Origin of the sequence: Mesorhizobium sp. Root695, assembly GCF_001428185.1 — a bacterium.
GTDB lineage: Bacteria > Pseudomonadota > Alphaproteobacteria > Rhizobiales > Rhizobiaceae > Mesorhizobium.
The window spans coordinates 252,802-264,687 of sequence record NZ_LMHO01000023.1 but is presented as its reverse complement, the minus strand read 5'-3'; the positions used below and the strand labels follow the sequence as shown (position 1 = coordinate 264,687).

11 protein-coding genes are annotated in these 11,886 nt (G+C 63.4%); 10 read left to right on the top strand and 1 reads right to left on the bottom strand.

Annotated features, from left to right (window positions below):
* Positions 1 to 76 precede the first annotated feature (76 nt).
* Entirely contained in the window at positions 77 to 967 is an 891-nt protein-coding gene (locus tag ASD99_RS20285) for a LysR family transcriptional regulator (RefSeq protein ID WP_056594663.1), read from the bottom strand.
* A gap of 110 nt (positions 968 to 1,077) precedes the next feature.
* Between ASD99_RS20285 and ASD99_RS20280 the strand changes: the two genes are divergently transcribed.
* The 10 genes from ASD99_RS20280 (at position 1,078) to ASD99_RS20235 (ending at position 11,873) form a co-directional block, all read left to right on the top strand.
* The gene (locus ASD99_RS20280) at positions 1,078 to 1,743 is read left to right on the top strand and encodes a peroxiredoxin-like family protein (protein WP_057144693.1); all 666 of its coding nucleotides are present in this window, start codon (positions 1,078 to 1,080) and stop codon (positions 1,741 to 1,743) included.
* Between the two features lie 18 nt (positions 1,744 to 1,761).
* Positions 1,762 to 2,994, top strand: coding sequence for an MFS transporter (locus ASD99_RS20275; RefSeq protein WP_057144907.1), 1,233 nt, complete (start codon positions 1,762 to 1,764; stop codon positions 2,992 to 2,994).
* Positions 2,995 to 3,242: 248 nt separating this feature from the next.
* The gene (locus tag ASD99_RS35200; RefSeq protein ID WP_057144692.1) at positions 3,243 to 3,494 is read left to right on the top strand and encodes a hypothetical protein; all 252 of its coding nucleotides are present in this window, start codon (positions 3,243 to 3,245) and stop codon (positions 3,492 to 3,494) included.
* A 164-nt stretch (positions 3,495 to 3,658) separates the two neighbouring features.
* Positions 3,659 to 4,690, top strand: coding sequence for a substrate-binding domain-containing protein (locus tag ASD99_RS20265; RefSeq protein WP_056594673.1), 1,032 nt, complete (start codon positions 3,659 to 3,661; stop codon positions 4,688 to 4,690).
* A gap of 92 nt (positions 4,691 to 4,782) precedes the next feature.
* Positions 4,783 to 6,318 carry a sugar ABC transporter ATP-binding protein gene (locus ASD99_RS20260; RefSeq protein WP_056594676.1) on the top strand — a complete coding sequence of 512 codons (1,536 nt, stop codon included), beginning with the start codon at positions 4,783 to 4,785 and terminating at the stop codon, positions 6,316 to 6,318.
* A gap of 82 nt (positions 6,319 to 6,400) precedes the next feature.
* Positions 6,401 to 7,324 (top strand): ABC transporter permease, encoded by a 924-nt coding sequence (locus tag ASD99_RS20255; protein ID WP_413813945.1) that lies wholly within the window; start codon positions 6,401 to 6,403, stop codon positions 7,322 to 7,324.
* Between the two features lie 24 nt (positions 7,325 to 7,348).
* Positions 7,349 to 8,329, top strand: a complete 981-nt coding sequence (locus ASD99_RS20250; protein ID WP_056594688.1) for a sugar-binding transcriptional regulator — start codon at positions 7,349 to 7,351, stop codon at positions 8,327 to 8,329.
* Positions 8,326 to 9,321, top strand: a complete 996-nt coding sequence (locus tag ASD99_RS20245; RefSeq protein ID WP_056594692.1) for an aldo/keto reductase — start codon at positions 8,326 to 8,328, stop codon at positions 9,319 to 9,321. The genes ASD99_RS20250 and ASD99_RS20245 overlap by 4 nt, the downstream gene beginning before the upstream one ends.
* A gap of 21 nt (positions 9,322 to 9,342) precedes the next feature.
* Positions 9,343 to 11,040, top strand: a complete 1,698-nt coding sequence (locus ASD99_RS20240) for a glycerol-3-phosphate dehydrogenase/oxidase (RefSeq protein ID WP_056594697.1) — start codon at positions 9,343 to 9,345, stop codon at positions 11,038 to 11,040.
* A 14-nt stretch (positions 11,041 to 11,054) separates the two neighbouring features.
* Entirely contained in the window at positions 11,055 to 11,873 is an 819-nt protein-coding gene (locus ASD99_RS20235) for a class I fructose-bisphosphate aldolase (protein WP_200951027.1), read from the top strand.
* Positions 11,874 to 11,886 lie beyond the last annotated feature (13 nt).

The following is an 11,886-nucleotide window of genomic DNA, read 5'->3' as shown; positions in this document are numbered from 1 at the left end:
TTTCAGCAAAGTGGCCTGCACCATGGTGCGAATGGGGCGCCGACGGCAAGACAATCAAGACTCTGACAATCTAGAGTCATGACGAACTGAGCGATCTGCTTAGCCAATCGGCAAACCCTCTTGCCCGTTTGCTCGGCTGGCGCCCGGCCGGGAACAGGACATGGATGGGGATGGTCGGCAGCGGAAACTCCGGTAGCAGCCGGCGAAGGCTGCCGTCCGAGAGCTCGGCATTGAACATCCAGCCGGAACCGAAGGCCACGCCAAGTCCAGCCAGCACGCAGGCGGTGACGCCGGCTGAACTCGATACCCGGATGCGCGGGCTTTCCGGCAGAGTAAAGTTGGCCTCCGGGCCGATCAGTTCTTGAAAAGTAGCGCCGCTGCTGTCGGAGGGGCCGAAGATGACCTCGTGCTGAACCAGATCGCCAGGGCTTTGCGGCAAACCGCGCCGGGCGATGTAGTCCGGTGAGGCCACCAGCAGTCGCGGCGTCTGCCCGACCTTGCGCGCCATCAGGCTGGAACTGTCGAGCAGACCGAGCCTCACCGCGACATCGGCGCCTTCTTCGACAAGGCTTCGCCTGCGATCGTCCATCATCAGTTCAATGGAGAGGTTGGGATGCTCGGCAAGAAGGCCGGGCAGCCGCGGAATAAGCGCGCGCACGGCGAAAGTGACAGACAGCTCGACCCGCAGCAGCCCGCGCAACTCCTCATTGCCGGCCGCAGTATCGGCCGCCGCCCCAAGCTCGGCAAGCAGCGGCCGGACCTGTCCGAGATAACCATGCCCCGCCTCGGTCAGCCCGACCTTCCGGCTGGTGCGGACGAGGAGGCGGGCGCCGATGCGCCCCTCGAGATCGTTCAGGATCCGCGACACTGAGGGCTGCGACAGCCCGATTTCGCGGGCGACCTGTGAAAGGTTGCCACGCTCCGCCACCCGAATAAACACTTCAAGTTCCTGGAGCCGGTCAGCCATCCATTTTCCGAATGATTGCTATCCTTTCCGGCAGGCTACCCCTGTTTTGGGAAATAGGCGAGGACGTTTCCGCCGCTTTGAGAGCGGTGAGAAATCTTCGGAGTAATTCCATGTCGCTTCAAGACAAGCTTGATGCCTTCAAGGCCGACTTTGAGAGCAAGAAGGCGCCCAGACAGGCGGTCGAGATCATGCATCGCGCCACCGCCGAGCTTATCGCTTCCGGTCAGGCCGCCCGCGTCCTGGGAGTCGGAGCTGTCGCCCCGACCTTCGCATTGATGGAGGCTGATGGCGGCCTCGTTTCGTCGGCCGACCTGCTGGCGCTCGGCCCACTGGTGCTCAGCTTCTACCGCGGTGTCTGGTGCCCCTATTGCAACATCGAACTTGGCGCACTGCAGGAAACCTGGCCGGCAATCAACGCCACCGGCGCGCAGCTGGCCTCCATCTCCCCGCAATCACCGGCGAACGGTCGCAAGGCCAAGCGCGACAAGCAGGTTGCGTTCCCGATGTTGAGCGACCCGAACGGCGAGGTCGCCAACGCCTTTGGCCTGCGCTTCCGCCTGCCCGACGATCTGATCGCGCTCTACAAGAGCTTCGGCGTTGACCTACCTGCCATCAACGAAGACCCGTCATGGACGTTGCCGATGCCGGCGCGGTTCGTGATCAGGCGCGATGGCATCATCGTCTATACGGAGGTGAGCCCGGACTACACAATCCGACCCGACCCGGCCGGTCTGCTTCCACTGCTGAAGCGGTTGCAAAACGCCGTCACCGTCTGAGACCGCCAGATGGAACCCATGGCAGCCATGAACCCGGCCGGCATTGGCGCTGGCCGGCGCTGGTCGATGCTGGCGGTGATCTGCGCCGGCGCCTTCCTGCCCATGACTGCCTGGTTTTCGGCTACCGCGATCGCGCCGCAGCTGACGCAAGTCTGGGGGTTGTCGCCAGCGCAAGGCGCCTGGATCACAGGCGCCGTGCAGGTCGGCTTTGCGGTTGGCGCGCTCGCCTCCAGCATTGCCGGCCTGCTGGACATCGTCTCGCTTCGCAAGGTGATCGGCATCAGTGCCCTGATCGCCGCCATTGCCAATCTCTGCCTGCTGGTCGCCCCATCCGTCGGCTTGCTGCTGCTTGCCCGCTTCGCCACCGGCGTTGCCTTGGCAGGTGTTTATCCACCGTCGCTCAAACTGGTTTCGACCTGGTTCCGCCGCGGGCGCGGCATGGCACTGGGTGCCTTGCTCGCGGCGCTGACGCTCGGATCGGCGTTTCCGCATCTGCTGTCCGCATTTGCTACTGATGTCTCCTGGCAGGATGTCATCATCGCGACCTCGCTCGCTGCATTGGCTGGCGCAATCCTGATCCTGTGTCTTGGCAGTGAAGGCCCATATCCCTTCGCCAAATCGACCTTCGACCGCCGCCATATCCGGGCGGTCCTGCAGAACCGCCCGCTGGCTCTCGCCAATCTCGGCTATCTCGGACACATGTGGGAGCTCTACGCCATGTGGGGCTGGATGCTGGCCTATATCAGGGCGGGGACCCCCGGCCTCGGCATCGATGGCTCAAGGACGGCGTCCCTGCTTGCCTTCCTTGTCGTCGCGTCTGGTGGGATCGGGTCGATCCTGGGCGGGATTGTCGCCGACCGCATCGGCCGCACGGCAACAGCAGCAATCATGATGACGCTTTCGGGATTTTGTGCGCTGACGATCGGCCTCGCTTTCGAGGGGCCGCTTTGGCTGTTGATCGCCATTGCCATTCTCTGGGGGATGACCGTCATCGGCGATTCCGCGCAGTTTTCCGCCATGACCACCGAATTGAGCGACCAGCGCTATGTCGGCACGGCACTGTCGTTGCAATTGAGCGTCGGCATCGCGCTCACCTTTGTCTCGATCCACCTGACCTCGTCGGTGGCGGAGGCTTTCGGCTGGCGCTGGAGCTTCCTGATCCTCGCGCCTGGCCCGCTGCTTGGCGTTGTCGCAATGGTAGCGCTGCGGCGGATGCCGGCTGCGCGACTAATAGCGCATGGACTGATGTAAAGGTTTCAGCGGTGCTCACCTTAATGCGGCACCGGAGCCGTCTGTCGGGGTCATTTTGTCGGTCGTCACAATGTTACAAAGTATGACATAAATTATTGATTTATATAGATGTATTAAGGTTCTCCTTTCCGAGTCTCTCTCTTCGCGAAGGGCGTCTCGACAGAGAAATACCGGCAAACCCATCGTGGTCTGCGGGGGAGGGTGGAGAAGGGCAAGGCCGGGGCGGGCTGTGCTACGGCTACCGGGTGATGAAGAAACTCGATTCCGAAGGCGAGCCCATCCGTGGCGATCGCGAGATCGTGCCGGAGGAAGCGACCATCGTGCGCCAGGCGATAAAGGTGCGGCCTGCGGTCGGGCATCACTGCGAAAGTCCCGTGCCAATATTCTACCATCTCCGGTTCGGCGCCAAAGGCGGGAAAGGCCTTGCCCAGCATGCGCGCAACCTTGGCGCGGCCGCGATCGGCCTCGCCGAACCAGACCGCATGCGTCCCGCCGTATGATGTGAAATATATTTCACTATGTGAATTATATTGACAATACACGCCCGGGCTGTACTGTCCGATCGTCGGCTTTCGGAGGAGGTCGGCTTCATCAGATCCATACGGCAGCGCTCGTTGAGCGCCTGCGACGGTCATTGAGGATGGCTTCGGCCAAGGGAGGAAACTTGCGCAAATTTCTGAGCACGCTCGCAATCGCGGCGGCTGCATCGACCTGCTTTGGGCCGATGCAGGTACGCGCCGAAACCCCCAACCCGTTCAAATGCGAGCCGGGTGAAAAATACGTCATGAACGTCATGGTCTCGGGCGTCGAATACTGGTTCCCGGTCTATGAAATGTTCAAGCAGGCCGGCCAGCAGTTCGGCTGCGAGACCGCCTATACCGGTACGCCTGAATACGACGTCAACAAGCAGATCGCGACCTTCGACCAGGCGCTCGCGCAGAAGCCGGCCGGCATTCTGGTGCACCCGATGAACTCCGACCCGTTCATCGAGCCGATCAACCGCGCCATCGAGCAGGGCACCGCGGTGGTGACCTTCGCCGCCGACTCGCCGAATTCCAAGCGTGTCTCCTACATCACCTCCGACAATAATGCGGAAGGCACCTATGCCGCCGACGCCGTTGCCAAGGCGATGGACGGCAAGGGCGAATATGCGGTGCTGGAGAATCCCGGCCAGGACAACCACGACAAGCGCGTCAACGCCTTCGTCGCTCGCATGGAAGCCAAATGGCCTGACATGAAGCTCGTCGGCCGGGCCGCCTCGAACCAGGATCCGACCAAGGCCTATCAGGCCGTTCTGAGTCTGGCGCAGGCGCATCCTGACCTCGGTGCCGTGTTCATGCCGGAGGCCAATTCGGCCATTGGTGCCGCCCAGGCAGCCAAGGAAGGCGGCGGCAAGATCCGCGTCATGCTCGCCGACGTCAATGCCAAGATCCTCGACATGATCAAGGCCGGCGAGATCTTTGGCTCGGTCAATCCCAACCAGGGCATGCAAGGCTATATGGGCTTCATGCTGTTGTGGATGGCCAAGCATCCCGGCCTGATCGACCCGATGAACGATGCCAAGCGTTCGGGCTTCAACCCGATGAGCGTGCCGTTCGTCGACAATGGCTTCTCCATCGTCTCCAAGGACAATGCGGACGACTTCTACTGGGACAAGTACCTCAAGCGTCGCGGCACCAAGGGTATCGAGGAATAGCCTCGATCTCGCTGCCCCGGCCGGCAAGGCCGGACCAACCGGGAAGGAGGCTTCGGCCTCCTTCCTCCCCGCAAGCATCGCAGGAGCATGGCGTGACCCAGTCGCCCATTCTTGAAATCCGCGGCCTGTCCAAGGCGTTTGGCCCGGTCAAGGCGCTGAGCGATGTGCAGTTCGAGCTGCGGCGCGGCGAAATCCATGCGCTGTGCGGCGAGAACGGCGCCGGCAAGTCGACGCTGATGAACATGATCGCCGGTGTATTGCAGCCCGACGAGGGCGACATCCTGATCGATGGGGAGCGTGTTTCGATCCACTCGCCCGCGGCCGCCCAACGCCTCGGCATCGCGCTTGTCCACCAGGAGATAGCGCTGTGTCAGGACGCGACGGTTGCCGAAAACATCTATATGGCCGCGATCAACAGCCGGCGCGCGCCGCTGATGAATTTCCAGAGGCTCTACGCCGATGCCCAGAAGGTCATGGACCTGCTCGCGCCCATTCCGGTGCGCACCAGGGTCGCGGATCTCTCCATTTCCAGCCAGCAGCTCGTCGAGATCGCCAAGGCGCTGACGCTCGACTGCAAGGTGCTGATGCTCGATGAGCCAACCGCAGCGCTCACCGAAAGCGAAGCACAGCGCCTGTTTTCGATCGTGCGCGGGCTCAGGGAGCGTGGCATTTCCGTGGTCTATATCAGCCATCGCATGGCCGAGATATTTTCGCTGTGCGACCGCGTCACCGTCTTCCGCGATGGCCGCTACGTGGTGACCGATCCGATCGCCGCCGTCTCACCGGACGATGTCGTGCGCAAGATGGTGGGCCGCGAAATCAGCCAGCTCTATCCCGACAAGCTGGCGCCGCAAGAGCCGGGGCGCCTGCTCCTGTCGGTCGGGGGGCTTTCCGATGGTCGCCGCTTCGCCGGCGTCGATCTTCAACTTCGCGCTGGTGAAATTCTCGGCATAGGCGGCCTCATCGGCGCCGGCCGCAGCGAAATCGCGCAAACGGTCTGTGGCCTCAGACCAATGACGGCAGGAACCGTTGCGCTCGACGGAAAGCAGCTGCGGCTGCGCGGCTATGGCGATGCGGTCAAAGCAGGCCTGGTTTACCTTTCGGAGGATCGCAAGGGCTCCGGCGTGTTCCTCGATCTGCCGATCGCGGCGAACATCTCGGCGCTCGACCTCGCCAGGCTGACCGGACCGCTGGGCCTGGTCGATCGCAAGGCCGAGGATCGTCAGGCGAGAGAGCTGACCGGCAGGCTCGGCGTACGCATGGCTGGCATCGAGGCCGCCGTCTCGACGCTGAGCGGCGGCAACCAACAAAAGGTCGCCATCGCCAGGCAGCTGTCGGTCGATCCCAAGGTCATCATCATGGACGAGCCGACTCGCGGCATCGATGTCGGCGCCAAGGTGGAGATCCACCGGCTGCTGCGCCAGCTTGCCAGCAGCGGTGTCGGCGTCGTCGTCATCTCGTCGGAACTGCCGGAGCTGATCGGCTTGTGCGACCGCGTCATGGTGGTGCGCGAAGGCAGGATCGCCGGTGAACTCGCCGCCAGCGAACTCGGCGAGGAAGCCATCATCATGCTCGCCTCGGGCGTCCACAACAGTTCAACTCAAAGGCAGGCCCAGAATGTCGCCTAGGGAATCGGGAGAAGTGCTCGTGCACGCCGAGATCAAGGTCGCCAGTGCCGCGCGGCGCATCAATTTCGCTCAGCTCGCATCGATGCGCGAGGCCGGGCTGATCGTCATCATCCTGGCGCTGTGCATCGCCATGAGCTTAGCCTCGCCGCACTTCCTGACATGGGGCAATTTCCGCGCCATGCTGATGAGCTTTTCCATCGAAGGCATCGTCGTTGTCGGCATGACCATCCTGCTCATCGTCGGCGGCATCGACCTGTCGGTCGGCTCGGTCGTGTGTTTCTCGATGGTGGTCTCCGGAGCGCTGTTCCTCGCCGGCCTCGATCCCTGGACGGCAAGCCTGATCGGCATCGGCGTCAGCGCGCTGATCGGCGCGGCGATGGGCTTCTTCGTCACGGTGATAGGCCTCAATCATTTCATCACGTCGCTGGCGGCCATGGTCATCGTGCGCGGCATGTGCCTGGTGGTCACCAAAGGTACGCCGCTGTCGCTGTTCACCCTGCCGCCCGCTTTCAAGGCCATCGGCCAGGGCAGTTTCAACAACATCCCCTATGTCATCCTGATCTTCGTCGTCGTGGTGGCGATCTTCGATTTCCTGCTGCGTCGCGCCACGGCCTTCCGCAAGGTTTTCTACACCGGCTCCAATGAGAAGGCCGCGCAGTTCTCGGGCATCAGGACCAACCAGGTGAAGTTCTGGGTCACGGTGCTGTGCTCGACCCTCGCCGGACTGGCCGGTGTCATCTACATGGCGCGCTTTGGCGCGGCGACGCCGACCTTCGGCGCCGGCATGGAGCTCAACATCATCGCCGCGGCGGTCATCGGCGGCGCCTCGCTCAATGGCGGCTCGGGCACCATCTTCGGGGCGATCCTCGGCATGGCGCTGCTCTCGGTGGTGACCAGCTCGCTCATCCTGCTCGATATCTCGGTCTATTGGCAGGACATGATCAAGGGATGCATTCTGCTCGCAGCCGTATCGATCGATCACTTCCTGCACCGCAAGAAGTCCTGAACCTCCAAGGCACCGAGCAAGACCATGGCCCCTCCCAACACCCGCGACGACATCGCCGCTGTCCGCCAGATGCACCAGGCGCTTGTCCTGCATTATGTCGAAGGCAAGACCCAGGCCGAGATCGCCAGGGAACTCGGCATCTCGCACGCCACCGTCAACCGGCTCATCAAGCGCGGCCACCAGCTCGGCCTCGTCGAGATCAAGATCAAGTCGCCGATCGACCATCTGGTCGACCTGGAGGCGCGGCTGGTGGCGCTGGGCGGCATCGAACGGGCGGTGGTGGTGCCGTCAGTCTCCGAAAATCCGCACACCGCCCTGCAGCGGGTCGGCGAGGCGGCGGCACGGTTGCTGCTCGACACTATCAAGGATGGCGACACCATCTCGATTACGGGCGGCAAGGGCGTCAGCGCGCTGGTCGCCGGTCTCAAGCCGGGGCGCCGCTACGATGTCGAGATCATCCCCGCCACCGGACTGGTCCAGGGCAAGCACTACACAGACGTCAACCATGTCGCCTCGCTGATGGCCGACAAGCTCGGCGGACGCGCCTACCAGATCCATGCACCGCTGTTTGCGGACACCGCGCAGCAGCGCGAGATGCTGATGGGCATCAGCTCGGTCGCCGACGTGTTTCGCAAGGCGCGAGAGGCCGATGTCGCTGTCGTGGGCGTCGGCTCCATCCTGACCGACGATTCCAGCTACTACGATCTTCATCCGTCCTCGAATGCCGATCGCCAGGCGATCGAGAAGTCCGGGGCCACAGGCGAGCTGCTCGCTCATCTCATCGATCGCCAGGGCAAGCTTTGCAACTACTCGCTCAATCGTTCGCTGGTCTCATTGACGCTTGACGAGTTCGCGACCATCCCGCGCTCCATCGGCATCGCTAGCGGCCCCAGCAAGGTCGCACCGATCCTCGCCGCCCTGCGCGGAGACCATCTCGACACCATCGTCACGGACGAGGCCACCGGGCTCCAGATGCTCGAGCTGGCCGAACAGGAGGCAGCATGAATTCTCGACTGATCCAGCGGCAGATCGGCAAGTCCGGCATATCGGCGTCGGCTGTGGGCCTCGGCACCTGGGCCATTGGCGGCTGGATGTGGGGCGGCACCGACGAGAAGGAGTCGGTGCGGGCGATTGAAGCCTCGATCGACGCCGGCCTCAGCCTGATCGACACCGCACCGGCCTACGGCCTTGGCCGCAGCGAGGCGATCGTCGGCACCGCCATCAAGGGCAAGCGTGACAAGGTGGTGATCGCGACCAAATGCGGGCTAAACTGGCATTCCGGCAAAGGGGGCCATTTCTTCGACCAGGACGGCAAGCCGGTGCATCGCTATCTTGGCGCCGACGGCATCGCCTATGAAGTCGAGCAGAGCCTGCGGCGTCTCGGCACCGATCATATCGACCTCTACATCACCCATTGGCAGGACCCGACGACACCGATCGTCGAGACGATGGCAGTGCTGGAAAGACTCAAGGCGGCCGGCAAGATCCGCGCTGTCGGCGCCAGCAATATCAGCGCCGAGGATCTCAGCCACTATATCGATGCCGGCCAGCTCGATGCGATCCAGGAGCGCTATTCGATGATCGACCACGACATCGAGAGCAGCCTGCTGCCGATCACCCGCCGCCATGACATCGCCACCCTCAGCTACTCGTCGCTGGCGCTGGGCCTGCTCACAGGCACTGTCGACCCCGGCCGAACATTCTGTGGTGACGACCAGCGCAAGGACAATCCACGCTTCTCCATGGGCAACCGGCAGAAGGTGGCAAAGCTGAAGGAGGCAATCGCCCCGATCGCCGAAAGCCGCCAGGCGTCTATGGCCCAGATCGTCATCGCGTGGACGCTTGCCCAGCCGGGTATCACCTTCGCCCTGTGTGGCGCGCGCAATCCCGAACAGGCGCTCGACAATGCGCGGGCCGGCGAGATCACGCTTGCGGCAAGCGATCTTGCAGCCATCGACGCTGCGGCAGCCGCGCATCTCACCGCGATGGATGCCTGAGCAAAAAAGGCAACAGCCCCGATGAACCGTAGCCAAACACTCGCCGGTCTGCGCGACCGGCCTGATATTGCCGTGCTCATCATTGGTGGCGGCATCAACGGCATCAGCGTCTTTCGCGAACTGGCCTTGCAAGGGGTCGATGTCGTCCTGGCGGAAAAGGGCGACTACTGCAGCGGCGCCAGTGCCGCCCTGTCGCGCATGGTGCATGGCGGCCTGCGCTACCTCGAAAACGGTGAATTCAAACTGGTGCGCGAATCGCTGCTCGAACGCGACCGCCTGCTGAGGAATGCGCCGCACTATGTGGCCCCGTTGCCGACGACGGTGCCGATCTTCGATATGTTTTCCGGCCTCGCCAACGGTGCGGTGCGTTTCCTGGGGCTGACGCGGCGGCCGAGCCGGCGCGGCGCTCTGGTGATCAAGGCCGGCCTTGCCATGTACGACTTGTTCACCGCCGCACGTCGATTGATGCCGACGCACAGGTTCAGGGGGCGTGCCGAGACCTTGAAAAAATGGCCGGCGATCAATCCGGCGATCCGCAATTCGGCGACCTACTACGACGCCTGGGTAAGCCGGCCCGAACGCCTCGGCCTGGAGATGCTGCTGGACGCCACGGCGAGCGGGGAGAACGCGCGCGCCTTGAACTATGCACAGGTATCATCGACCGGCGACGTCCTTGCCATTACCGACAGACTGACGGGCAAAGAGCTGCCGGTGCGGGCGCAACTGGTCATCAACGCCACCGGTGGCTGGATCGACCTGACCAACAAGGCCATCGGGGCAGCGGCGCAGAGAATGATGGGCGGCACCAAGGGCTCGCATCTGATCGTCGACAACGCAGAACTCTACGCCGCGCTCGGCGGCCACATGGTCTATTACGAGAACGAGGACGGGCGCATCTGCATCCTGTTTCCCTATCTCGGCAAGGTGCTGATCGGTTCGACCGACATTCGGGTCGACGATCCCGACCAGGTCCGTTGCGAGGAGGACGAGCAGCGCTACATCCTGCAGTCGCTCGCCTTCGTCTTTCCCTCGATCAAGGTTACCGACGACCAGATCGTGTTCCGCTTCGCGGGAGTACGTCCCTTGCCCGCCAGCAAAGATAGTTTCACCGGCCGCATACCGCGCGACCATTTTTGCGAGTTCGTCGAGCCGGCCGGACACCTGCCGGCGACACTGTGCATGATCGGCGGCAAATGGACGACCTTCCGTTCGTTCGGGGCGTTGGCCGCGGATATGGCGCTGAAGCGACTCGGGCTCGTGCGCAGCATGGGCACGCAGGACATGGCCATCGGCGGCGGTCGCGACTTTCCGGCCGATCCGCAGGCCTGGTGTGCGTCATTCGCCGCCGAGCACGGCCTGCCGGTCGAGCGTGCGGGGACACTGCTGCAGCGCTATGGCACGTCGGCCAGGGACTTCGTTTGGCATCCAGCTGGCGAACAGGTGCTGCCGCGCTCGGACTACTCGGCAAGCGAGATCGGGCGCATCATCGAGCGTGAGCAGGTCGAGTGCCTTGCCGACCTGTTCCTGCGCCGCACCACCATCGCCATTTCGGGCGGCCTCAGCTTCGACCTCATCAACGCCGTTCTCGACATGCTGGCGGCGCACAAGGGCTGGAGCGCCAGCGAGGCCGCCGCCGAACGCTCGACTTTCCTGGCCTTGCTGGCCGACCGGCACGGCATCGATCTCCAGACGCATCAAAGGAGCGCCCTATGCGCGTAAACAAGAAAGTCCGCATGAACCGGCTGTTCAGCGGTGGCCGCTGCCTCGACGTGGCGATCGATCATGGTGTCTGCAACGAACCGAGCTTTCTTGCCGGGCTCGAAGACATGGCCGGTGTCGTCACACAGCTGGTCAAGGCCGGCCCCGACGCCATCCAGATGAACTACGGCCAGGCCGATCTGCTGCAGTCCGTACCGGGCAAGGATAAGCCGGCGCTGGTGATGCGCATCGACATGGGCAATCCCTACAACAGGACACGCCACCGGGCGATGTGGGCGGTGCTGCAGAACGATGCCGAACCCTTGCTTGGCGCCATCGAGATGGATGCGGCTTGCGTCGTGGTCAATCTGTTCATGCTGCCCGACGAGCCGGATCTGTTCCGGCAATGCGTGCAGAACATCGCCCGCGTGCGCGCCGATTGCGAGAAATACGGCCTGCCGCTGATGATCGAGCCGCTGGCCATGCTGCCGGTCACTGAGCATGGCGGCTACATGGTTGACGGCGATGCCGAAAAGATCGTCACCTTGACCCGGCTTGCCCGCGAGATGGGTGCCGATATCGTCAAGGCCGATCCGACCACCGATCCGAACGATTTCCACCGCGTCGTCGAGGCCGCGCGGTGCCCGGTGCTGGTGCGCGGCGGCGGCAAGGAGGACCTGCGTGCTGTGTTCGACAAATCGGCTGCCTTGATGGCACAAGGTGCGCTTGGCATGGTCTATGGCCGCAACATCTACCAGCATGCCAACCCGAGAGCTGTCGTGCGCGGGCTGATGGCGATCATCCATGACGATGCCGATGGCGGCGTGGCCTGGGACCTGTACAACCAGGCATAGGCTGCGGCCTCGG

Coding starts and splice junctions, on each gene's coding strand:
- ASD99_RS20285 (WP_056594663.1), bottom strand. CDS start 967: ATGGCTGACCGGCTCCAGGAACTTGAAGTGTTTATTCGGGTGGCGGAG.
- ASD99_RS20280 (WP_057144693.1), top strand. CDS start 1,078: ATGTCGCTTCAAGACAAGCTTGATGCCTTCAAGGCCGACTTTGAGAGC.
- ASD99_RS20275 (WP_057144907.1), top strand. CDS start 1,762: ATGGCAGCCATGAACCCGGCCGGCATTGGCGCTGGCCGGCGCTGGTCG.
- ASD99_RS35200 (WP_057144692.1), top strand. CDS start 3,243: ATGAAGAAACTCGATTCCGAAGGCGAGCCCATCCGTGGCGATCGCGAG.
- ASD99_RS20255 (WP_413813945.1), top strand. CDS start 6,401: ATGCGCGAGGCCGGGCTGATCGTCATCATCCTGGCGCTGTGCATCGCC.
- ASD99_RS20250 (WP_056594688.1), top strand. CDS start 7,349: ATGGCCCCTCCCAACACCCGCGACGACATCGCCGCTGTCCGCCAGATG.
- ASD99_RS20245 (WP_056594692.1), top strand. CDS start 8,326: ATGAATTCTCGACTGATCCAGCGGCAGATCGGCAAGTCCGGCATATCG.
- ASD99_RS20240 (WP_056594697.1), top strand. CDS start 9,343: ATGAACCGTAGCCAAACACTCGCCGGTCTGCGCGACCGGCCTGATATT.
- ASD99_RS20235 (WP_200951027.1), top strand. CDS start 11,055: ATGAACCGGCTGTTCAGCGGTGGCCGCTGCCTCGACGTGGCGATCGAT.